This is a genomic window from Qipengyuania sp. ABI-127-1, from assembly GCA_022953095.1.
Lineage (GTDB): Bacteria > Pseudomonadota > Alphaproteobacteria > Sphingomonadales > Sphingomonadaceae > Qipengyuania.
On the sequence record JALJCR010000001.1, the window covers coordinates 1888176 to 1910493 of the forward strand.

Genomic DNA, 22318 nt, shown 5'->3' on the forward strand with positions numbered 1-22318 from the left:
CTAGAACCCGAACCGCACCCCGCCCCACACGGTTCGCGGAACGCCCAAGTCGATCGAACCGCCCTGATTGCGCGTGACGATCGTTTCGCCAGTCAGATTCTCGCCGCGAAAGACGAGGGATATCCCGTCTGAGATCGGAACGCGGGCGAAAGCATCGAGCGTCGTTGCGGCGGGTAGAATATCGGTTTCCAGATCGTCCTCGAACTGCGCGCCGACATGGCGCAAGCTCATGGAAAACACCCAGTTCTCCGCCGGTCGGTAAGACAAGGTGGTCGCGCCAACGAAGCGGGGCGTCTGCGACGGACGGTTTCCGTCGAGGGCAGCGGCAAAGCCGGACCCTCGCGATTCCGCATCGGTCCAGGCCGCAGATGCAATCGCATCGAAACGCCCGAAGGTCGCTGACGCGGAAAGCTCGATCCCGCGCGCATGGATCGCATCGATGTTACGGCGTTGGCGCAAATTCGTACCAAGGGTGACATTGGCGATAGCGTTCTTCACACGGTTGTCGAAGGCAGTGACCGAAATGACCATCCCATCGGTCGGCGTCAGATCGACACCGGCCTCGCCCCCTTCGAGCCGCTCGTTTTCAAGGGCCGCATTGGCTTCGGTCACGACCGGGAAGACGACGAATGGCCGGTAGAGTTCGTTCAGCGTGGGCAAGCGCAAGCCCGAATAGGCCGCCGCGCGCAGAGCGATCGCATCGCTGGCCCGGAAAAGTGCCCCGCCCCGGAACGAGGCATCCCATCCTGTTCGGTCGGAATAGGCACGCGAAACAACCGAAAACCCGTCCCCATCGCGCTCGTCGAAGAATCCGTCACGGATGGTCCAGCGGTCGAGCCTGGCACCCGCGGTCAGGACGAGCGAGCCGATCGTCCAGTCATTCTCCACGAACAGACCGAGATCGGTGTTGGTGCCGCCGGCATTGCGCCGAGCGCGGACCACGCCGGTGAAGGCGCTGATCGCATTCTCGTACAATTCCCCATCCGACCGGCGATAATCGACACCCAGCCGCAAGACGTGCGCATCGCCTACCGGTGGGCGCAATTCGAGCTTGCCGCCAAGGCCCGTGGCCGGGGTGTTGCGCTGGTCGAGAACGGGGACGAAGCGCGTTGAGGAGATAATCCGATTGGTGAAGTTGCGCGCCTGGACATAGGCAATGGCATCGAATTGCCAGGGGCCGCGTCCGATCAGACGCAAGCTGCCATCTTGCCCTTCGATAGTGCTGTCCGCACCTTCGAAGCGGAGCGTCCGTTCATCGCGATAGGCCAGCCCGCGAAACTGGAGTTCGATATCGTCTGCCAGCGGGGCAACGCCGCGTATCTGCGCCGACCAGCCATCGAAGGCCGCCCGCGCGGAGAGGGGAACGCGATCTGCCCCGGGCGTGGAGAAGAACCCCTTCCCGCGATCCCATCGGCCCGATGCGGCGAGAAAACCGCTCCCCAGCCGCGTTGCGGCAGTGGTCGAGACTTCGGTCTCTCCGCGATCGTTGGCGAGGACCTGTCCAGCAACGCCTTCCAGCACGTCGATCCCGGCGCTTTCCAGTTCGATCGTACCGGCCAGCGCCCCGGCGCCGAACGGCCCGGAACCGCCGCCCCGCGTAACACGGATCTGCGCCAACCGCTCCGGCGCAAGCGCGCTAAAGGGAATGTAGCCGAAAAAGGGATCGCTCATCGGCACTCCGTCGAGAAGCACCAGGGCGCGGCTGGTCGCATTGCCGCCAAGCGCACGCAGCGTAACACCCTGAGCCGAGGCATTGGCCGAACGGCTGTCAGAGCGGCGGAACTGCTGGAATCCGGCAATCGACGAAAGGGCATCCTCGATCCGTCCCGAAGGCACCGACATAAGCGTTTCGCGGTCGATCGTCCGTGTGTCGTAAGCAGGCGCGGCCGGTGTTTCGTCGAGACCTTCGCCAGTGACGACGATCATCGGCCCGCCATCCTCGGCCGAAAGCGGTGTGGCCATGGCCAGCGCGAGGCCGGTACCGGCGATCCAGTGTCGGGACATAGGCATTGCTCTGCCTCCTAACGGGTGATCCTCGACAATGCGAGAGCAAGCTAGGCGATTGCACCTTCGCGGCGATTGCCTAGAGATGAGGGTGGAAGAGGAGAGATGGAATGGCCGAGGCAGGTGAGCGTGCGGAATGGGTCAAGCGGCCCGCCGCAGCGATCGAGGGGACAAATTGCACGCTCGGGGATTATCAGTCTCTCTATGCGCGCAGCGTCGAAGACACGGACACATTCTGGGCCGGCCAGGCCGAACGTCTCGACTGGTTCGCCCAGCCGACGAAAATCGCCAACTGGTCCTTTGATCCGGTGGCGATCAAATGGTTCGAGGACGGCGCCCTCAACATCTGCCACAACGCGGTCGATCGTCATGTCGATGCGGGCCATGGTGATCGGCTGGCGCTGATTTTCGAACCCGATGCACCCGATGGCGAAGTCCGCCGCATCACCTATGCGGAATTGCAAGCCGAAGTCATTCGCATGGCCAACACGCTCAAGGCGATGGGCGTCGCGAAGGGCGACCGGGTCACGATCTACATGCCGATGGTGCCAGAAGGCGCCTACGCCATGCTCGCCTGCGCGCGGATCGGCGCGATCCATTCGGTCATATTCGGCGGGTTCAGCCCCGAGGCGATTGCGGGCCGGGTGGAAGACTGCGAAAGCGAATGGATCGTCACCGCCGATGAGGGTCTGCGCGGCGGCAAGCGTATTCCGCTGAAGGCCAATGTCGATGCGGCACTGGAAAAGATCGCGGTAAAGGCAGTCCTGGTGCTGCGCCACACTGGCGGCGATGTTTCGATGACCGAAGGCCGCGATCACTGGTATCACGAACTGTCGGCAGACGGCTCCGCCGAATGCCCCTGCGAGCCGATGAACGCGGAAGATCCGCTGTTCATTCTGTACACCTCGGGTTCGACCGGGAAACCGAAGGGCGTGCTTCACACAACAGGCGGCTATGCCGTTTGGACCGAAACCACCTTCCGCTACATCTTCGACTATCGCGAGGGCGAAGTGTTCTGGTGTACGGCGGATATAGGCTGGGTCACCGGGCACAGCTACATCGTGTACGGTCCGTTGCTAAACGGGGCGACGGCGGTGATGTTCGAAGGCGTTCCGACCTATCCAGACCACGACCGCTTCTGGGCGATATGCGAAAAGCACAAGGTCAACATCTTCTATACCGCCCCGACCGCGATCCGCGCTTTGATTCGCGAAGGTGATAGCCACGTGCTGAAACATGATCTTTCCGCATTACGCCTGCTCGGGAGCGTCGGCGAACCGATCAACCCGGAGGCATGGCGCTGGTATCACGAGACCGTCGGCAAAGGGAACCTGCCGGTGATCGACACCTGGTGGCAGACCGAAACCGGCGGCTGCATGATTACCACCCTTCCCGGCGCACACGATATGAAGCCAGGCAGCGCGGGTCGCCCGTTTTTCGGGGTCTGTCCGCAACTGGTCGATAATGAGGGCGAGGTGCTCGACGGGGCGACCTCGGGCAATCTGTGCATCACCCGCAGTTGGCCCGGCCAGGCCCGGACGGTCTATGGCGACCACGAGCGGTTCGTGCAGACATATTTCAGCACCTACACGGGCAAGTATTTCACCGGAGACGGCTGCCGCCGGGACGAAGACGGCTATTACTGGATCACCGGGCGCGTCGATGACGTGATCAATGTGTCGGGGCACCGCATGGGCACCGCCGAGGTGGAAAGCGCGCTGGTGCTGCATCCCGACGTGTCGGAGGCTGCGGTCGTCGGCTACCCGCACGACATCAAGGGCCAGGGAATCTATTGCTACGTTACACTCAATGCGGGGGTCGAAGAAAGCGGCGAGCTGACGGCAGAACTGCGCGCCCATGTGCGCAAGGAAATCGGCCCGATCGCAACCCCCGACCACCTGCACTTCACCCCCGCCCTTCCCAAGACCCGCAGCGGAAAAATCATGCGCCGGATCCTGCGAAAAATTGCCGAAAACGAATTCGGCTCGCTGGGCGACACCTCAACCCTTGCCGACCCGGGTGTAGTTGCGGCCCTGATCGATGGCCGACGAAACCGATAGCCGGGCTCCGTGAAGCGCATGGAGTTATAGGGCGATTAACCCCGGTTGTGGCATAGGGTCCCTATGTACGAGGCGCGGCTACAATGTGGATCGTAAAGCAGATCGTTTCGCGTACTCCTAAATCGGGCTGGCGCGGTTTCTTTCTCATCGGCTGCGTCGTCCTTCTCGCTTTGCTTCTCGCAGGCACGAGCTGGAGCGCGTGGCGCTCCTCGATAGAGCGTGCCGCTGCCGACGAACGACAATACAATACCATCGAGGTCCTGTTAGCGACCGGTAAATTGCGGGCCGCAGCACTGCAGCAGATTCGCGGTGGACGGGGATATCTCCTCACGGGGAACCCCCTTTTTCTCGAACCGCATGCCCTTGGCAGGCAAGAGGCCAAGACGGCACAGGCCCAGCTCGCTGAGCTAGTCGGAAGCGATAGCGAGCAGCAAGCACGTGTTGAAGCGCTCGCTATACATCTTGCGCATCTGGACGGGGTTAGCGGGTCGATGATCGACAGCATGGGAAAAGGCGAGACGCGCAATGCGTTGGCCACCATGCGCAGCGGGAGTGACCGCGATGCGATAGAAGCGATACTGCGCACTCTCGACGCGATCGAGGCCGCCGAACGCGCAGCATTGGACACCCAGACCGCGATCGCGCGACAACACGCCATAGCCAATGAGCGCTACCAATACCTTCTGGCCATCGCTGGCCTTGGCCTGCTCGTGCTATCGATCCTCGCTACCATCTATGTGCGAAGAGCACTCGATGCCGAGTATGCTGCGCGAAAGCAGCTCAAGCACTTTGCAACGACCGATCCGCTGACGTCCCTGCCCAACCGTCGAGCTTTCATGGAAGCCGCCTCTCAGCATATCAGACAATCGCAGGGCGACCTCGAGCGCAAGCTCAGCCTCGCTATTTTCGATATCGATCACTTCAAGCGCATCAACGATCGATTCGGCCATCCGGTTGGCGATGAGGTTATCAAGGAAGTCGGCCAGAGGGCGATCGCCGCGCTGCGCAAGCACGATTTCGTCGGCCGGATCGGAGGCGAAGAATACGGTGTTCTCCTCCCACGAACCGATCTTCAGACCGCCCGCACCGTTTGCGAGCGTCTGCGTGAAGCCATTGCCGGTTCGCCGATCGTCCGGAACGACGCGATCATACCGTTCACGGCCAGTATCGGGATCACCGAGTTCCGGCCCCGTGATGATATCGACCATCTGCTGGCCCGCGCGGATTCAGCCCTTTACGAGGCGAAGACCGGGGGGCGCAACCAGGTTCGTGTCGCAGCCTGACCCTTGCGCTTCGAGATGTGGGCGGCCTAAGCGCGCTCCATGGCAAACCATCGCATATTATTCGTCTGCCTCGGTAATATCTGCCGGTCTCCACTTGCCGAAGCGGCCTTCAAAAGGGCCGCGGGCGAAGCCGGGCTGGACGCCGAAGTCGAGAGTGCCGGGACAGCCGACTATCATGTCGGCGAGCCGCCCGACCCGCGCAGCATCCAGGAGGCCGAGCGCCGTGGGATCGACATAACCGGCTATCGCGGGCGCCAGTTGAGCGTACGCGACTTTCACGAGTTCGATTTCATTCTCGGCATGGATCGATCGAACATGACCGATATCGCTCGCATCGATCCGGGAGACGGCAAGGCTCGGATCGCGATGCTGCTCGACCTCGTACCAGGCCAGGAGGGGCGCGAAGTGGCCGATCCCTGGTACGGCGGACCGGAAGGCTTCGCGACGACATGGCACGAAGTCGATGCCGGTGCCCGCGCCTTGCTCGCGGTACTGCTCGATGAAACGGCTTGAGGACGCCGTAGAGCATATCTGCGGGACGCAGGTCGCTGCGACCCAGCCCCTCGCAGGGGGCGATATTTCGGGAGCGTCCAGAGTAACGCTGGCAGATGGCCGCAGCGTCGTGGCCAAGCACGGCCCACTGACCGGCAGGGAAGCGGTGATGCTTCAGGCCATGGCACAGCTTGGCGCGCCCGTTCCCGCGGTGCTGGGCACAATGCAAGGCTGGCTGGTCATGCAGGATGTGGGACCGGCGCAGCGGTTCGATGATGCGGCCTGGCGCTTTCTCGCCCATGCCCTTGTGCCGTTACAGTGTGCCGCGCAGGTTGAGACTTTCGGATGGCATGAGGAGTACGGATTCCGTGATATTGCCGTTCGGAACGCGCGCCATGCCAACTGGGCCGAATTCTGGCGTGAGAACCGCTTGCTGTGCCATGTCGCAGCGCTCGACATGTCGCTTGCACGCAGGGTCGAAGCGCTGGCATCGCGCCTGGCGGAATTGATTCCCGAAAGGCCGGAGGTCAGCCTGCTGCATGGCGATCTGTGGGGCGGCAATGTCGTCTGGAACGGCACAAGGGCATGGCTGGTCGACCCTTGTGCCTATTACGGCGACCGCGAGGTCGATGTGGCCGCGCTCACCGTCTTCGACAATCCGCCCAATGCGTTTTTCGACCGGCTTGCGCTGGAGCCGGGGTGGCAGGACCGCCTGCCGATCTATCGCCTGTGGATGTGGCTGGTCCACGTTCGCCTGTTCGGCGACAGCTATCGTGCAGCGGCAGAGCGGGAACTCGATGCGCTGGGTTTCTAGCCCCCGCGCAAAGTCTTCACCCCGAAATCGCGTTCGAACAGATAGAGCAGCACCCTCGCCGCCTCGCCTCGCTTGCCTTCCAGCCCGCCATCGCGTTCCATTAGCAGGCGCGCATCGTCATAGGCCTTCGGCAGCAAATCGGTGATCTGCTCCAGGCTCGCGATGCTGAACGGCGTGTCGCCGGACTGCCGCGTCCCGAGCAACTCACCACCACCGCGCAGGCGCAAATCCTCTTCGGCCAGATAGAAGCCATCCTGGCTTTCGCGCATCAGGGCCAGGCGCTTCTGCGCGGTTTCCGACAAAGTTTCGCCGTGCAGAAGGACGCAAAAGCTCTTCTCGCTCCCTCGCCCCACACGGCCGCGTAGCTGGTGCAATTGCGCCAGACCGAAACGCTCGGCCTGTTCGATTACCATCAGCGTCGCATTGGGTACGTCGACCCCGACCTCGATCACCGTGGTCGCCACCAGCAGCTTCGCCTCGCCGCGAGCGAAGCGCTCCATCGCCGCATCCTTGATTTCGGGCGCTAGCTGGCCATGGACCATGACCACATCCTCGCCGAACCGCTCCCTCAGCGCTGCATAGCGCGCTTCGGCGGCGGCGATATCGTCCGGCCCGTCGATCTCGCGGACCATCGGGCAGACCCAATAGGCCTGACGGCCCTCTGCAATTTGGGCGGCCAGTCGCTCGACCAGAGCGCCGATCTTGGCCTGCCCCATGACGACCGTGTCTATCGCCTGCCGACCGGGCGGCAATTCGTCGAGCTTGCTCACGTCCAATTCGCCATATTGCGCCAGTGTGAGAGTGCGCGGGATCGGCGTCGCGGTCATTGCAAGCACGTGCGGCGCGCGCTTTCCCTTGCTCGCCAACATCAGCCGCTGACCGACGCCAAAACGGTGCTGTTCGTCGATCACCACCATGGCAAGGTTCTTGTAAGCGACCTTGTCCTGAAAAATCGCATGTGTGCCGACGACGATGTCGATACTGCCATCGAGCAGGCCCATCAGCGTCGCCTCGCGCACCTTGCCCTTGTCGCGGCCAGTCAGCAGCGCGACCCGCGCGCCGGTGGGTTCGGCCATGCGCCGCAGGCTGTCGAAGTGCTGGCGGGCGAGGATTTCTGTCGGCGCCAGCATGGCTGCCTGCGCCCCGGCCTCGACCGCGATCAGCATGGCTTCGAGTGCGACCACCGTTTTGCCGGCACCGACATCGCCTTGCAGCAGCCGCAGCATCGGGGCTTCCTGCGCCATGTCGCCCTCGATCTCGGCGATCGAACGCCTTTGCGCGCCGGTCAGCGGGAACGGCAGGTCGAGCCTGCCGCGATAGCTGCCGTCGCCTCGCAAGGGCTGCCCCTTGCGCTTACGATTATCTGCCCGCACCAGCATCAGCGCCAGGCTGTTGGCGAGCAATTCGTCATAGGCCAGCCGGTTGCGCGCGGATGTATTCTCCCCCTTATGCGCCAGCACGAGCGCATCGCGCCAGGTGGGCCAGCCCTCCTTGTCGAGCTGCGAGGGCTCGATCCATTCGGGAAGTTCGGGCGTACGCGCCAATGCCTGTTCAACCAGCCCTGCGATCTTGGGCTGGGTCAGTCCCTCGGACAGGCGGTAGACAGGCTCATACAGCCGTTGGAGCGTCTCGCCGCCTTCCTCGACCACATGGTCGGGATGGACGATCTGGAGCATGTCGCCGAACCGTTCCAGCTTGCCCGCCACCCAGCGCGTTTCGCCGACCGGCAACTGTTTCTTCGCCGTATAGGACGCACGCCCGAAATAGGTCAGCGCGAGGACGTTGCCCACGCTGTCCTGCGCCAGCACGCGATAGGGCGCGCGTGGGGACCGACCGCCGCGATGCTCGGTGACGGTCAGCCTGACCACGATCTGCTCGCCCTCGCCCGCCTCGTCGACATTCTCCACTGCCCGGCGCGTCACGAAACGTTCGGGCAGGTGGTAGTCGAGATCGCGCACCCGCGTCAGGCCGAGCCGGTCAAGCGGTTTTTTCATTTTCGGCCCAACGCCCTCGAGCGTTTCCGTCTCGGCAAACAGCGGATTGAGAATATCGGGGCGCATGGCTGCTCGCTACCAACTTCCGCCAGTCATTGCGAGGAGCCGACGGCGACGCCGCAATCCATCTCACAAGCTGTCCACAATCGCGAGGTCGGGCGATGGATTGCCGCGCTTTGCTCGCAATGACAGTTGAAAGGCGGCTGTGCCTGCCCTACCCGCACCCTCATGCCCGATCTGCTCACTTTCGAAGGCCGCAAGCAGCGCGCGAAATTCCGCGCCTGGCACCGCGGCACCCGCGAGGCCGATTACATGATCGGCGGATTCTTCGACCGCTACCATGCACACTGGGGCGAGGAGGAACTCGCCTGGTTCGAAGCCCTGCTGGAAGAAGACGATGTCGATGTGATGGCCTGGGCGCTGAAAACGCAGCCCACACCGCCGCACTTCGAGGGCAATCTCATGCGCGCGATGCAGCAGCTCGATTACGTCGATATTCCGCGTTGACGCCCTGCCCCCGGGCACTATCTCGCCACTGACGAATTTCCCCAGCACCCCTTCCCATCCGGGCAAGGGGGCAATCGTGCGTGTGCAACCCGCAGCGCCCCGAACGCCAGGACCCCGATGCCCGATCTTTCCCGCATCCTGAACGCCAATACCTCTCTCACGCTGGCGCAGGTTGCGCGCGGCGCACAGCCGCTCGTCATGGCCGACCTCGCCCGCGCCAGTTCGGGTCGCGCGGTGTTCATCGCGCCCGACGATGCGGCGATGCGCGGGATCGTCGATGCAGCGGCCTTTTTCGCTCCCGAACTGGAAGTGATCGAATTCCCCGCATGGGATTCGCTACCCTATGACCGCGCAAGTCCCGCCCTCGCCATCAGCGCGCGGCGGCTGGCCGCGCTGTTCCGGCTTCAGGCAGGCAAGGCCAAGGCGCAGCTCGTCGTCACCACGGCCAACGCGGTACTCCAGCGTGTGCTTACGCCGTTTCGCATTCGCGAGAGTGTGCGGGAGTTCAAGCCGGGTATCGAGATCAGCCGCGAGAGTCTGTCGCTATTGTTGCAAAAGCAGGGGTACAGCCGGACCGATACGGTGATCGACAAGGGCGAATATGCCGTACGCGGTTCGATCGTCGACATTTTCCCCAGCGGGATGGACGAAGCGCTGCGGCTCGATTTCTTCGGCGACGAGCTGGAGTCCCTGCGCACTTTCGATCCCAATACGCAGATGAGCACCGGGCGGCTCGACTCGCACCTGCTGCTCCCGGCGAGCGAAGCGCTGCTCGACGAGGACAGCATCAAGCGCTTCCGTAGCCGCTACCGCGAGATGTTCGGCGCCCATGCGACGCAGGACCCGCTCTATGAAGCGGTCAGCGACGGTCGCCGCCTTGCCGGGATGGAGCACTGGCTGCCCCTGTTCGAGGACAAGCTGACCACGCTTTTCGATCACTTGGGCAAAGACGACCTCGTCGTGATCGATCAGGCGTCGCTCGCCGCAGCCGACGAGCGTGTTAGAGACGTGGCCGACTATTACGAGCAGCGCACGGCCATCACCGGGCAGGCCAAGGGCAATTACCGCCCTCTCGAACCTGATGCGCTCTACCTGACGAGCGAGGAGTTCAAGCAGGCTCTCGCCAGCACGCCTGCCCACCGCGCCACGCCCTTCGATGAACCCGAAAGCGATAGCGTCGTGTCCTTCGGCTTCCGCTCAGGCCGCGATTTCGCGCCCGAACGCGCACGCGGCGACAATGTCTATCCGGTACTGGCCGAGCATCTGAAGACGCTTTCGAAAACGGGCAAACGGCCATTGCTGGCGGCCTATTCGAAGGGCAGCCGCTCGCGTATCGCCTCGATTCTCGAGGAAGCGGGTACGCCGGTGCAGCTCGCCGACACTTGGCAGGAGGCGCTGGGCCTGTCGGCCAAGGGCAAACCGGTCGCGATGGTACTGCCGATCGAGGCCAGCTTCGCGAACGCCGAGATGGAGCTGCTGACCGAGCAGGACATTCTCGGCGACCGGCTCGTCCGCCGCAAAAAGAAGCGCAAGGATGCAGACGCCTTCCTCGCCGAATTGCAGGCCCTCAGCGTCGGTGATCTCATCGTTCATACCGAACACGGGATCGGCAAGTATCTTGGCCTCGAACCGATCCCGGTGGGCAAGTCGAAACACGATTGCGTCCAGCTCGAATATAAGGGCGGCGACAAGCTGTTCATTCCGGTCGAAAACATCGACGTTCTCAGCCGCTATGGTTCATCCGAAGAAGCGGTCATGCTCGACCGGCTGGGCGGCGAGGCCTGGCAGAAGCGCCGCGCACGCCTGAAAGAGCGCATCCGCGAAATCGCGAGCGAGCTGATGCAGGTCGCCGCGCAGCGCGCACTCAAGAAAGCACCGGTGCTGGAAGTGGAGGATGGACCGTACAACCAGTTCCTCGACCGTTTCCCGTGGGAGGAAACCGACGATCAGGAACGCGCGATAGAGGACGTGCTGCGCGACCTCGAAAGCGGCAAGCCGATGGATCGGCTCGTCTGCGGCGATGTTGGATTCGGCAAGACCGAGGTCGCGCTACGCGCCGCTTTCGTGGCGGCGATGAACGGACAACAGGTCGCGGTGGTCGCCCCCACCACCCTTCTCGCACGCCAGCACTTCGAGAATTTTGCAAATCGGTTCCGTGGTTTCCCCTTGAAAGTTGGCAGGCTTTCCAGGCTCGTTCCCGCCAGGGAAATGAAGGAAACGCGCGAGGGGCTGGAGAGCGGTCAGGTCGACATCGTCGTCGGCACGCACGCCATCCTTTCGAAGCAGACCAAGTTCAAGAACCTCGGCCTCGTCATCGTCGACGAGGAGCAGCGGTTCGGCGTCACGCACAAGGAAAAGCTCAAGCAGCTCCGCGCCGACGTGCACATGCTCACGCTTACCGCCACGCCGATCCCGCGCACGCTGCAAATGGCGATGACCGGTCTGCGCGAGCTGTCCACCATCCAGACCCCGCCGGTCGATCGCTTGGCGGTGCGTACTTATGTCATGGAGTGGGACGACATGGTGATGCGCGAGGCATTGCTGCGCGAACACCATCGCAGCGGACAGAGCTTCATCGTCGTGCCGCGCATTTCCGACATGGAAGCCATCGCCGACTGGCTGCATGAACATGTGCCCGAGGTAAAATTCGTCTCCGCCCACGGCCAGATGAGCGCGGGCGAGATCGAGGAGCGGATGAGCGCCTTCTACGAGGGCAAGTACGAGGTGCTGCTCGCCACGACAATCGTCGAGAGCGGGCTCGACCTGCCGAGCGCGAACACCATCATCATCCACCGCGCGGACATTTTCGGCCTCGCCCAGCTCTATCAGCTGCGCGGTCGGGTGGGCCGCGCGAAGCTGCGCGCCTATGCCTATCTGACCTACGCCTCCGATACGCAGTTGTCCGAAGTGGCGGAAAAGCGCCTCAAGGTATTGGGGGATCTCGACAGCCTCGGCGCGGGCTTCCAGCTCGCCAGCCACGATCTCGATATTCGCGGCGCGGGCAACCTGCTCGGCGACGAGCAGTCTGGGCATATCCGCGAGGTCGGCTTTGAACTCTATCAATCGATGCTCGAGGACGCGATCCTTGCCGCGAAGGCGGGCGAGCTGGGGCTGGAAGCCAAGCCCGAGAAGATCAGCCCGCAGATCACGGTGGATGCCCCGATCATGATCCCGGAGGATTACGTTCCCGACCTGGCAGTGCGCATGGCGCTCTACCGCCGCCTCAACGATGCCGAAGACAAGGCCGAGATCGAGGCGCTCGCCGCCGAAATGATCGACCGTTTCGGCGACTTGCCGCCCGCGACGGCGAATTTGGTCAAGCTGATCGAGATCAAGCACCAGGCGATCGACGCCAATATCGCCAAGATCGATGTCGGCGCGCAGGGCACGCTGGTGACCTTCCACAATGACGATTTCCCCGACGGCCCGGGCCTGATCGCCTATGTCGACCGGCTGCAGGGCACCGCCAAGCTGCGCCCCGACATGAAGCTGGTCATCAGCCGCGCGTGGAATTCGCCGGAAAGCCGGCTCAATGGTCTGTTCCAGCTCACCAAGGGACTATCGGGAATCGTAAGGAAAGCGAGAAAGCGCGACAGGAAAGCGGCTTAACTCTCTACGGTTTCGAGAAATTCATCAGCGCTCATCGGCTGGGCGCGCAGAAACCCCTGATAGGATTCACACCCTTCGTTGCGCGCCAAATCGCGCTGCGCCTCGTTCTCGACTCCCTCGACCAGGACTTTCAGGTCGAGCGCCACGGCCATTGCCAGTATTGCGCGGAACACGGCAAGGTCGCGCTCGTCATCGAGCACACCGTCGAGCATCGAGCGATCCAGCTTGATGCAGTCGATCGGCAGGACCTTGAGATAGCGGAAGTTGCAGAACCCCGCGCCGAAATCGTCGAGCGCGATCCGGATGCCGAATAGTTTAAGCTGGTCAAGCACGCGGCTGACACGGTCGAGATCGGCAAGCAGAACCTGCTCGATGATCTCCAGCGTAATCCGTTCGAGCGGAAAGCCGATCTCTTCCGCCATTCCGGCGAAATCGAGCGCGAAATTGTCCGCTGCAAGATCTGCGGGCGTGATGTTGAGCGAGAGTCGTAAGCCGTCCGGCCACTCGCGAGCCTTTTCCAGCGCGCGCTTGGCGATGTGCCGCGACAGATGCGCTACGTGGTCGGCGCGTTCGGCGATCTGGAACAGCGTTCCGGCACCGATCCGGCCGATGACCGGATGGTCCCACCTGGCCAATGCTTCGGCACCAACCATCCGATCGTCTGCGAGTGCATATTGCGGCTGGAACAGGATCTCGATCTCGTTGCGGTCGATCGCTTCGAGAAGGTCGGCCTCGAGCTGCTGGTTGGACCGCCCGGCGCGGGCCACTTGCCCGGTCGACCAGTCGATCCGTCGCCGATTGCTTTCGCGCATGCGCGCAGCCACTTCGGACAAGCGGTCGAGCACGCTGTCGGGATCGTCGTTTTCGGTCACGCGCATCAAGGCTAGTCGCGGCCACAAGCGCAAGCTCGCCCCGCCTTCCGGATTGGCGATCGGCATCGCGATCGCGTCGGCCAGCGCTTCGGCCAGCCATTGCCAGCGTTCGCGGCTGCATTCCTGCCGCGCGACCAGGAGGAAATTCCCGCCGCTCAGCCGCGCCGCGAACCACGCGCTCGAGCTTTCCAGCTCGTCTCCCGCGAAATGCTTGATGCGCTGCGCGACCTCGACCAGCGCGCCATCGCCGGCAGTCTCGCCGAACGCGACGTTCACCGTGTCGATCCGGCCAAGCGTGATCATCATCGCCTGCATCGGGCAGGCGATCGATTTGTGCGGCCAGTCACGCTGCCATTGCGCGATGGTTTCGCGCGCTTGCGCCTGATCCGCCAGGCCGGTGAGCGTATCGCGGGTTTCGTAGATCATTTCTTGGGACAAGCTCGCCATGCAGCGTTCCTTATCGCGGCCTTCGCCGAGCTTTGCCAGTTTTTCCGGCATGTTGCCAAATGGGACGCGCAACCATAGGTAGCGCGGCGTGCCCGGATAGGCTTGGCCGGGACGGAAGGATACGAGGGACGATGTCCGAATTCAGTCGCTTGGCTCTGGTCGTGTCCGACGCGCCGCTAGCGCGCGAAGCCGCCGAAACCGAATTTACCAATGTCACGGACTGGGTTCCGCTCGACGAAGCCGACGCCGTGGTGGTGCTCGGTGGCGACGGATTCATGCTGCAGACACTGCATGGCATGCTCGATTCGGGTCGGATCATCCCCGCCTACGGCCTCAACCTTGGCACGGTCGGGTTCCTGATGAACCGAAACCGCAATCCCGAAACCCTGGTCAAACGGATCAATAAGGCCAAGCCGCACCATATCGCCCCCCTGCGTATGTGCGCCGTCACGCAGGACGGCGAGAAGCATACCTTCTGCGCGATCAACGAAGTCAGCCTGCTGCGCGAAACGCGCCAGACCGCCAAGCTCGAAGTGATGGTCGACGACAAGGTGCGGATCCCCGAACTGGTCTGCGATGGCGTGCTGCTCGCAACCCCTGCGGGATCGACCGCCTACAATCTCTCGGCCGACGGACCGATTTTGCCGCTCGATTCCAACTTGCTGGCGCTGACTCCGATCAGCCCCTTCCGCCCGCGCCGCTGGCACGGGGCGATCCTGCCCGATCGCAGCCGTATCTCGCTGCGTGTGCTGGAAGAGGAAAAGCGGCCGGTCTCGGTGGTGGCCGACCAGCGAGAACTGCGCGACGTCGCCCGGGTCGACCTCGAGATCGCGCGCGACAGCGAATTGACTCTGCTGTTCGACCCCGGCCATGCGCTCGACGAACGCATCGTGGCCGAACAGTTCGTGGTCTGAGAACACTTTCTCACCGCGCCGCACAATTTTTGGCATTTGCCCGCTTGCCAAACCGGAATCGCGCCCATATAGGCGCACCCCTGCCCAGCGGGCTGCTCCCCGATAGCTCAGCGGTAGAGTAGGTGACTGTTAATCACTTGGTCGTTGGTTCGAATCCAACTCGGGGAGCCACTTTTCTCACAAATTCAACAGCAAGCGCCCGCCCACCCAGGCGGTAAGCGCGGCTGTGCCAAGCCGGATCCAGCGTTGCGGCAGGTATTTGAGTGCCAGCAGGCTGCCGATCTGACCACCGATGGCCACCGCAACGATGAGCGGGAGGCCGAGGTCCACAGCCGCGCCCAGGCGTCCCGCCCCTCCTTTCAGTAGCTGTCCGGCGAGACCAAACAGCGAATTCACCAGGATGAACAGGCTTGCAGTAGCCGCAATGGCCCGCGCGCTGTCCCATCTCGCAAGATGAAGAAACGGCGCGAGGAAAATCCCGCCACCTATGCCGACCAGGCCCGCAAGATAACCGAACGATGCCGCGAGCAACGGCATCACACCGGCAAGGCGCGTCGGATGTTTTTTCGGCGTTTCCTGCACAGGCACGAGCAGCGTCAACGCCGTGAGAACCAGGCTGACGCCAAGTATTCCCAGAAAGGCTTTTTCCGAAATCGGAGTAAGCCCGCCGAGAAGCGCCGCCGGCGCTGCGATCCCGGTGAGGACGAGCGCTCCACGCCAGGGCGTTATCCCTGCGCGGGCGAAGCGCAGCGAGCTACCCGCAACGACCACGATATTGCAGGTCAGGGCGAGCAGGGGGAGAAGCCGGTAGTCCACCTGCGCAAGCGCCAGCAGAGCCGTATAGGTCGATCCTCCGCCGAAACCGACACTGGCATACAGCAGAGCTGTGACGAAAAATGCGACGGCAAGTGAGGGCATATATGTCGTCTAGACCGACATTTCGGTGCGGGCTAGCATGTGCAACCGAGGGAGGAGACTGAATTTGCTGCCCAGCGATATCGAACTGGACGAAAAGCTGGTGCGTGCCGCGCCCGGCGATGCCGGAATGATCGGCGATATCACCGCCGACGCTTTTCGCCAGGATCCGTTCAACCTATGGCTTTTCCGCAAATTTGCCGGGATCGAACATCTCTTCCGATTACAGGCGCGCCGCATCTATGTCCCGCGCGGTTTCTGCTATGCTCGGGGAGATGAGGGCGCCTGCATGTGGATGCTGCCCGGCGGAGACGGGAACTTCGGGCTACGGGACTATGCAGCTTTCGTCTTGCCAACCCTGCTACATTGCGGTCTCGGCGCCGTGAGCCGCGCCGTTCGGACGGGCAAAGCGATGGAAGCCCGGCACCCGACTTTCGAACACGCCTATCTTTTCAGCATCGGTGTTCGCCCCTCGGCACGCGGCAAGGGGCTTGGCCGCAAGCTCATCCAGCCCGTGCTGGATGCTTGCGACCGCCAGGGACTTCCCGCCTATCTCGAAAATTCGAACCCGGCGAACACCGGATTCTATGCGTCATGCGGATTCGAACCGCTCGGCCAGCCAATCCATCCCGAACCGGGCTGTCCACCGCTCATGCCTATGGTGAGGCAGCCCCGGCGCGTCTAGTATCGGGGCTGCCATGCCCGCTCACGCCTTTGCGATGATCGCTCCGTGGCAGTGCTTGTATTTGTTGCCCGAACCGCAAGGACATGGCGCATTGCGGCTGATATCCATTTCGGCATAGGGATTCTCTTTCGCCGAACCGCCGGGACCGACGGCTGCGCGGGGGCTGCCGGCCAACGCGCCGAACAGGGCTTCGCGCCCCCGCGAGCCATCGTCATCATCCGAATTGTCGATGCCGGTAAGCGGGTCGATATGTCCGGTCAGGAAGTCGGGAAGCTCGGGTAAATCGACGTCCGGCAGCGGGGTCGGCTCGACCAGCTCGAGGCGGATCAGCTTGTTCGTCACGGTTTCGCGCAACTTGTCGAGCATGGATTCGAAGAGACTGAACGCTTCCTGCTTGTATTCGTTGAGCGGCTGCTTTTGCGCATGGGCGCGCAGGCCCACAACCTGGCGCAGCGCGTCGAGCGTGGCGAGATGGTCTTTCCACTGCCCGTCAAGCTCCTGCAACAGGACGCTTTTCTCGATCCGGCGCCAGAGTGAAGGGTCCGCCGCCGCAATCTTGTTTTCCATGATGCGATCAGCCTCGGCAGCCAGGCGTTCCTCGATGATCTCGGGTTCGACCTGGTCCTCCTCGACCCATTGTTCCACTGGCGCATCGAAATTCAACACTTCGTGCACGCGTTCCTTGAGACCCTCGATATCCCACTGTTCGGGATAGGAGCCCGGCGGGCAGGCTTGGGACACGATCGAATTGATCGCATCGTGGCGCATGTCGGCCACGACGTCGTCGACCGCTTCGCTGTCCATGATTTCCGCGCGCTGTTCATAGATGACCTTGCGCTGGTCGTTCATCACGTCGTCATATTGCACGACCTGTTTGCGGATTTCGTAATTGCGTGCCTCGACCTTCTTCTGCGCGGTCTCGATGGCCTTGGACAGCCATTTCGAGCCGATCGCCTCGCCATCCTCGAGGTTGGAATTCATCATCTTGGCAAACAGCGTGTCGGGGCCGAAGATGCGCAGCAGATCGTCTTCGAGGCACAGATAGAAGCGTGAAAGACCCGGATCGCCCTGACGGCCCGAACGGCCACGAAGCTGGTTGTCGATACGGCGGCTTTCATGCCGTTCGGTGCCGAGCACGAAAAGACCCCCTGCATCGAGCACCTTCTGACGCTCCGCAGCGACTTCGGCCTTGATACGCTCGATCTCAAGATCCTTCTTCGCGCCTTCTTCCATGTCGCGGAGTTCATCGTCGATACGGAAATCCACATTGCCGCCGAGCTGAATATCGGTCCCGCGACCGGCCATGTTGGTGGCGATGGTCACGGCCCCGATGCGGCCGGCCTGGGCCACGATATGGGCCTCCCGCTCATGCTGGCGCGCGTTGAGGACTTCATGTTCGACGCCTTCCTGCCTGAGGAATTCGCTGAGCAGTTCCGATTTCTCGATCGAGACGGTGCCGACCAACACCGGCTGCCCTATGGCGTTCTTCTCGGCGATCGCCTTGGCGATTGCTTTGAACTTGTCTTGCGTGTTTTTGTAGAATTCGTCGTCCTCGTCGATGCGCGCGACGGGAACATTGGTCGGGATCTCGACCACATTCATCTTGTAGATGTCCCAGAATTCCGCCGCCTCGGTCGCCGCAGTACCGGTCATGCCCGACAACTTGGGATACATGCGGAAGTAGTTCTGGAAGGTGATCGAGGCGAGCGTCTGGTTCTCAGGCTCGATCTTCACGCCTTCCTTGGCCTCGACCGCCTGGTGGAGACCGTTCGACCAGCGGCGACCATCCATCATGCGGCCGGTGAATTCATCGATAATGACGACCTTGTCGTCCTTCACGATGTAGTCGGTATCCTTCTTGAACATGTGCACCGCGCGCAGCGCCTGGTCGAGGTGATGAACGACCTGTGTGTTCTCCACATCGTAGAGATTCTCGGTTTCGAGCAGGCCCCGCTCGATCAACAGCTTCTCGACCTCTTCGGTGCCTTCCTCGGTCAGCTGGATGTTGCGCTGCTTTTCATCCTTCTCATACCAGTCTTCGGGGAAGGTCTTCACCACCTCGTCGATCGAGATGTAGAGATCGGACTTGTCCTCGGTCGGGCCGGAGATGATCAGCGGCGTGCGGGCTTCGTCGATCAGGATCGAATCGACTTCGTCGACGATGGCGAAGTTGAAGGGGCGCTGGACCATCTGGCCCCGCTCGTGCTTCATGTTGTCGCGCAGATAATCGAAGCCGAGTTCGTTGTTGGTCGAATAGGTGATGTCGGCATTATAGGCTTCGCGGCGCTGCTGCTCGCTCAGGTTCGGGATAATCACACCCACGGTCAGACCGAGGAATTTGTGGAGACGCCCCATCCATTCCGCATCGCGCGCGGCAAGATAGTCATTGACGGTGACGATGTGGACGCCCTTGCCTTCGATCGCGTTCAGATAGGTCGCCAGCGTCGCGACCAGCGTTTTGCCCTCGCCGGTGCGCATCTCGGCAATCTCGCCGCGATGGAGAACGATACCGCCGACCATCTGCACATCAAAATGCCGCATTCCGAGCACACGGACCGAGGCTTCGCGCACCGTCGCGAAGGCTTCGGGCAAGATGTCGTCGAGCGTTTTGCCATCGGCCAGCTGGGCGCGGAACTTGTCGGTCTGTGCCGCCAGTTCCTCGTCGGTCAGCGCCTGAAGCTGCGGTTCGAGCGCGTTGATCTGGTTGACGATCTTACCGAGAGATTTGACGTAGCGGTCGTTGGAAGAGCCGAAAACGGCCTTCATGATGGAATTGAGCATGGGGTGGCCTTCGAGCCTTCCTGATGAATCTATGGCGGAAATACCCGCGCACATTAAGAGTGGCGGGAAGAAATCGGATGCTGTGGAAAAGCGCGCGCTATTCGTAAGCGCGGTCGATACCGAACTGTACGGTCGGAATGAAAACGGTAACAGAGGGATCGGGCTTGCAGGGCTTCGCGGTGCGCGGGCCGTCCAGCGACCGGCGGGCCGCAGCACGGCGTTCGCATGCCTCGCCCTTGCAGGTTTTTTCCGCCCCGGTAGCAACTTCGACACCCGATGCAGCGGTATAGACCACCGCGTGCGCGGGCGCACCAGCGGCCGCAAGTCCGGTCAGAAGCGCAAGCAGGGTAATCAGGCGACGAAGCATTGCATCGCTCAGATAGGGCGTGTCACCGAGCGCGTCCACCCCGCTTGACCGTTTACCCCGGGCCGGTCTGCCCCTATTCGGCATGCGCAATGGAACTCGATCGCTCTCCCCTCGCCCGCCCTTTCCCCGAATTGCCGCACATCGACGGCGTGACGCTGCGCGTGGCGCGCGCCGGTTACAAAGCGTGGGAACGTGCCGACCTGACCTTTGCCGAACTGGCTGAAGGCACAGCGGTGGCGGGCGTCTTTACCAAAAGCGCCTGCGCCTCGAGCGAGGTCGAGATGGGGCGCGAGCAGATCGCGAAAGGCCGTGCCCGCGCGCTGATTGTGAATGCGGGCAATTCGAATGCCTTCACCGGCTATCGCGGACGCGAGGCGGTCGAGCAGATCGTCGAGCAGGTTGCCGGTGCGCTGGGCTGCGAGAGCCAGCAGGTCTTCGTCTCCTCGACGGGTGTGATCGGCGTGCCGCTGCCCAAGGACAAGGCGCGCAGCGGGGTCGAAGCCGTCCTCGCCGCCGAACCCTGCGGATGGGAAGCGGCAGCTACCGCCATCGGCACAACCGACACCTTCACCAAAGGCGCCGGTGCCTCCGCGATGCTGGGAGAAACGCGGGTCGAACTGGCGGGTTTTATCAAGGGCAGCGGGATGATCGCGCCCGACATGGCGACGATGCTGGGCTATATCTTCACCGACGCCGCCGTGGAGTCCGCTTTTCTGCAAGCCATGCTTGCCAAGGCCAATGCGGCGAGCTTCTCCTGCATCACCGTGGATGGCGACACCTCGACGAGCGACACGGTCCTGCTGTTTGCGACCGGTAAGGCGAGCAACGCTCCGCTGACTTCCTGGGACGATGCGGGAGCAGACGCCTTCTATTCCGCTTTGCTTCAGCTGTGCCGCGAACTGGCACAATTGGTCGTGCGCGACGGAGAGGGCGCGCAAAAGTTCATCGAGATTGCGGTCAGCGGGGCAGCGGACGACACCAGCGCGCGCCGCGTCGGGCTCTCCATCGCCAATTCTCCACTGGTGAAGACCGCGATCGCGGGCGGCGATGCCAATTGGGGCCGTGTGGTCATGGCGGTCGGCAAGGCAGGCGAAGCGGCGGACCGCGACAAGCTCTCGATCGGGTTCGGCGGCACTTGGGCGGCGAAAGACGGCCAGCCGCTTGCCGATTACGACGAGGCACCGGTGGCAAAACACCTCGAAGGGCAGGACATCAGGGTCGACGTCGATCTCGGCGTCGGCGAAGGGCGCGCCACCGTGTGGACCTGCGACCTCACCCATGGCTACATCTCGATCAACGCGGACTACCGGTCTTGAACCGGCAGCAAAGCCAGGCCCTCGATAAAGAGATTCTCGCGCTGATGCGGCGCGTAACGGAGCTGGCGATCATACCGCGGTTTCGCAATCTTGCTGCAGGCGAAGTCGAGGACAAGGGCGGCAACGATCCCGTGACCATCGCCGACAAGGAAAGCGAAGCACTGCTGCGCGAAGGCCTGCTGCAAATCGACAGCACGCTGGCCTTCGTCGGCGAGGAAGTGGCTCATGCCGATCCTACGGTGCTCGGCCGGCTCGACACGCCCTGTTGGATCGTCGATCCGGTCGACGGAACGCGCAATTTCGCCACCGGCAAACCGCCCTTCGGAATCATCATCGCGCAAGCCCTTGACGGCGAGGCGCAATCCGGGTGGATTTACGATTGCCTGTCGGGCCGCTTCTGCGCCGCGCATAAGGGTAAAGGCGCCACCATCGACGGCGAGCAAATCGTTGCGCGACCGACCGGAAAGACGCCGCCGATCGGCGCAATCTCTCTGATCTTCATGCAAGAGGAACGCCGCGAGGCCACAAGCCGCCATATTTCGCCCAATTACGAACTGGTCGACATTCCATTCTGCGCGGCGGAGCAATATCCGCGCCTCGCGCTGGGGGTGAACGATGTGTCGATCTTCGAACGCACGCTCGCCTGGGACCATGCGGCGGGCGTTTTGTGGCTCAACGAAGCAGGTGGCAGGGCAGCGAGGCCCGATGGCTCACCCTATCGCGTGGACGAAGTGGGCCGAACGGGCTTGCTGGGTGCGGCGAGCCCCGCCCTGTGGGACGAGCTCGCCGAACTGTATGCAAAGCTCTGATCCCCGGCAAAGGCCGGGGTCTCAGGCAGAATGGCGCTTAGCTTGGTCAGGCTTCCGCCTTCGCGGGAAATCGGCTGTTAAAGTGCGCCTTCAAGCCACTGCTTGAGCTGGCCTTTTGGCGCTGCGCCGCGCATTTGCGCCGCCGGTTCGCCATTCTTGAACAGCACCAGATAGGGAATCGACTGGACACCCATCGCGCCGGGCACATCCGGATTCGCCATGATGTCCATCTTGGCGATGGTGACCTGGTCGCCCAGTTCCTCGCTCAGTTCCTCGAGCGCGGGAGCGATCATCTTGCACGGACCGCACCAGTCGGCCCAGAAATCGACCAGCACGGGCTTGTCGCTTTCGAGAACGTCGGACTTGAAGCTGGCATCGGTAACGGCGGTGGTTGCCATGGGGTATCTCCTGGAATTTCGTGTTGCTGACGATTTGGGCAGCAGTCTCGA

At 62.7% G+C, this 22318-nt stretch carries 17 protein-coding genes and 1 tRNA gene; 11 read left to right on the forward strand and 7 right to left on the reverse strand.

Annotated features, from left to right (window positions below):
* Positions 1-2010 (reverse strand): TonB-dependent receptor, encoded by a 2010-nt coding sequence (locus MUY37_RS09305; protein ID WP_499195054.1) that lies wholly within the window; start codon positions 2008-2010, stop codon positions 1-3.
* Positions 2011-2114: 104 nt separating this feature from the next.
* On the opposite strand from MUY37_RS09305, the gene acs reads away from it, so the two are divergent.
* From acs to MUY37_RS09325, 4 genes are all read left to right on the forward strand, one after another.
* Positions 2115-4064 (forward strand): acetate--CoA ligase, encoded by a 1950-nt coding sequence (gene acs / locus MUY37_RS09310; RefSeq protein WP_499195055.1) that lies wholly within the window; start codon positions 2115-2117, stop codon positions 4062-4064.
* 83 nt (positions 4065-4147) lie between these two features.
* On the forward strand, positions 4148-5347 hold the full coding sequence (locus MUY37_RS09315) for a diguanylate cyclase (RefSeq protein WP_499195056.1): 1200 nt from the start codon (positions 4148-4150) through the stop codon (positions 5345-5347).
* Positions 5348-5386: 39 nt separating this feature from the next.
* Complete coding sequence (locus tag MUY37_RS09320) at positions 5387-5860, forward strand: low molecular weight protein-tyrosine-phosphatase (protein ID WP_499195057.1); 474 nt, start codon at positions 5387-5389, stop codon at positions 5858-5860.
* The gene (locus MUY37_RS09325; RefSeq protein WP_499195058.1) at positions 5847-6653 is read left to right on the forward strand and encodes a fructosamine kinase family protein; all 807 of its coding nucleotides are present in this window, start codon (positions 5847-5849) and stop codon (positions 6651-6653) included. Before MUY37_RS09320 ends, MUY37_RS09325 begins: the two co-directional genes overlap by 14 nt.
* Here MUY37_RS09325 and recG read toward each other — a convergent pair.
* Positions 6650-8713 carry an ATP-dependent DNA helicase RecG gene (gene recG, locus MUY37_RS09330; RefSeq protein WP_499195059.1) on the reverse strand — a complete coding sequence of 688 codons (2064 nt, stop codon included), beginning with the start codon at positions 8711-8713 and terminating at the stop codon, positions 6650-6652. The genes MUY37_RS09325 and recG overlap by 4 nt on opposite strands.
* 162 nt (positions 8714-8875) lie before the next feature.
* Between recG and MUY37_RS09335 the strand changes: the two genes are divergently transcribed.
* Together MUY37_RS09335 and mfd are read left to right on the forward strand one after the other, a co-directional pair.
* Complete coding sequence (locus MUY37_RS09335) at positions 8876-9154, forward strand: FAD assembly factor SdhE (RefSeq protein WP_499195060.1); 279 nt, start codon at positions 8876-8878, stop codon at positions 9152-9154.
* Between the two features lie 117 nt (positions 9155-9271).
* Positions 9272-12763 (forward strand): transcription-repair coupling factor, encoded by a 3492-nt coding sequence (gene mfd / locus MUY37_RS09340; RefSeq protein ID WP_499195061.1) that lies wholly within the window; start codon positions 9272-9274, stop codon positions 12761-12763.
* On the opposite strand, the gene MUY37_RS09345 is transcribed toward mfd, so the two are convergent.
* Positions 12760-14082 (reverse strand): EAL domain-containing protein, encoded by a 1323-nt coding sequence (locus MUY37_RS09345; protein ID WP_499195062.1) that lies wholly within the window; start codon positions 14080-14082, stop codon positions 12760-12762. The two genes, mfd and MUY37_RS09345, sit on opposite strands and share 4 nt — an antisense overlap.
* 131 nt (positions 14083-14213) lie before the next feature.
* Between MUY37_RS09345 and MUY37_RS09350 the strand changes: the two genes are divergently transcribed.
* Positions 14214-14996 (forward strand): NAD kinase, encoded by a 783-nt coding sequence (locus tag MUY37_RS09350; RefSeq protein ID WP_499195063.1) that lies wholly within the window; start codon positions 14214-14216, stop codon positions 14994-14996.
* A gap of 96 nt (positions 14997-15092) precedes the next feature.
* Positions 15093-15167 (forward strand) — tRNA-Asn (locus tag MUY37_RS09355).
* A gap of 6 nt (positions 15168-15173) precedes the next feature.
* Here MUY37_RS09355 and MUY37_RS09360 read toward each other — a convergent pair.
* Complete coding sequence (locus MUY37_RS09360; protein WP_499195064.1) at positions 15174-15914, reverse strand: sulfite exporter TauE/SafE family protein; 741 nt, start codon at positions 15912-15914, stop codon at positions 15174-15176.
* Between the two features lie 64 nt (positions 15915-15978).
* On the opposite strand from MUY37_RS09360, the gene MUY37_RS09365 reads away from it, so the two are divergent.
* Positions 15979-16596: a GNAT family N-acetyltransferase gene (locus tag MUY37_RS09365; protein WP_499195065.1), complete on the forward strand. Its 618-nt coding sequence runs from the start codon at positions 15979-15981 to the stop codon at positions 16594-16596.
* A 21-nt stretch (positions 16597-16617) separates the two neighbouring features.
* On the opposite strand, the gene secA is transcribed toward MUY37_RS09365, so the two are convergent.
* A complete protein-coding gene (secA, locus tag MUY37_RS09370; RefSeq protein ID WP_499195066.1) occupies positions 16618-19377 on the reverse strand; it encodes a preprotein translocase subunit SecA in 2760 nt (919 codons plus the stop codon).
* 97 nt (positions 19378-19474) lie between these two features.
* Entirely contained in the window at positions 19475-19783 is a 309-nt protein-coding gene (locus MUY37_RS09375) for a hypothetical protein (RefSeq protein WP_499195067.1), read from the reverse strand.
* A 50-nt stretch (positions 19784-19833) separates the two neighbouring features.
* Here MUY37_RS09375 and argJ point away from each other — a divergent pair, with 50 nt between their 5' ends.
* Positions 19834-21060, forward strand: a complete 1227-nt coding sequence (gene argJ, locus MUY37_RS09380) for a bifunctional glutamate N-acetyltransferase/amino-acid acetyltransferase ArgJ (protein ID WP_499195143.1) — start codon at positions 19834-19836, stop codon at positions 21058-21060.
* 44 nt (positions 21061-21104) lie between these two features.
* Positions 21105-21869, forward strand: a complete 765-nt coding sequence (locus MUY37_RS09385) for an inositol monophosphatase family protein (protein ID WP_499195068.1) — start codon at positions 21105-21107, stop codon at positions 21867-21869.
* 77 nt (positions 21870-21946) lie between these two features.
* Here MUY37_RS09385 and trxA read toward each other — a convergent pair whose 3' ends face one another.
* Entirely contained in the window at positions 21947-22267 is a 321-nt protein-coding gene (gene trxA / locus MUY37_RS09390) for a thioredoxin (protein WP_499195069.1), read from the reverse strand.
* Between the last annotated feature and the right edge of the window lie 51 nt (positions 22268-22318).

What these genes read in the sequence shown, in the direction of transcription:
- MUY37_RS09305 (WP_499195054.1), bottom strand. Translation starts at nt 2,010, where the DNA reads ATGCCTATGTCCCGACACTGGATCGCCGGTACCGGCCTCGCGCTGGCC.
- acs (WP_499195055.1), top strand. Translation starts at nt 2,115, where the DNA reads ATGGCCGAGGCAGGTGAGCGTGCGGAATGGGTCAAGCGGCCCGCCGCA.
- MUY37_RS09315 (WP_499195056.1), top strand. Translation starts at nt 4,148, where the DNA reads ATGTGGATCGTAAAGCAGATCGTTTCGCGTACTCCTAAATCGGGCTGG.
- MUY37_RS09320 (WP_499195057.1), top strand. Translation starts at nt 5,387, where the DNA reads ATGGCAAACCATCGCATATTATTCGTCTGCCTCGGTAATATCTGCCGG.
- MUY37_RS09325 (WP_499195058.1), top strand. Translation starts at nt 5,847, where the DNA reads ATGAAACGGCTTGAGGACGCCGTAGAGCATATCTGCGGGACGCAGGTC.
- recG (WP_499195059.1), bottom strand. Translation starts at nt 8,713, where the DNA reads ATGCGCCCCGATATTCTCAATCCGCTGTTTGCCGAGACGGAAACGCTC.
- MUY37_RS09335 (WP_499195060.1), top strand. Translation starts at nt 8,876, where the DNA reads ATGCCCGATCTGCTCACTTTCGAAGGCCGCAAGCAGCGCGCGAAATTC.
- mfd (WP_499195061.1), top strand. Translation starts at nt 9,272, where the DNA reads ATGCCCGATCTTTCCCGCATCCTGAACGCCAATACCTCTCTCACGCTG.
- MUY37_RS09345 (WP_499195062.1), bottom strand. Translation starts at nt 14,082, where the DNA reads ATGGCGAGCTTGTCCCAAGAAATGATCTACGAAACCCGCGATACGCTC.
- MUY37_RS09350 (WP_499195063.1), top strand. Translation starts at nt 14,214, where the DNA reads ATGTCCGAATTCAGTCGCTTGGCTCTGGTCGTGTCCGACGCGCCGCTA.
- MUY37_RS09360 (WP_499195064.1), bottom strand. Translation starts at nt 15,914, where the DNA reads ATGCCCTCACTTGCCGTCGCATTTTTCGTCACAGCTCTGCTGTATGCC.
- secA (WP_499195066.1), bottom strand. Translation starts at nt 19,377, where the DNA reads ATGCTCAATTCCATCATGAAGGCCGTTTTCGGCTCTTCCAACGACCGC.
- argJ (WP_499195143.1), top strand. Translation starts at nt 19,834, where the DNA reads ATGGAACTCGATCGCTCTCCCCTCGCCCGCCCTTTCCCCGAATTGCCG.
- MUY37_RS09385 (WP_499195068.1), top strand. Translation starts at nt 21,105, where the DNA reads ATGCGGCGCGTAACGGAGCTGGCGATCATACCGCGGTTTCGCAATCTT.
- trxA (WP_499195069.1), bottom strand. Translation starts at nt 22,267, where the DNA reads ATGGCAACCACCGCCGTTACCGATGCCAGCTTCAAGTCCGACGTTCTC.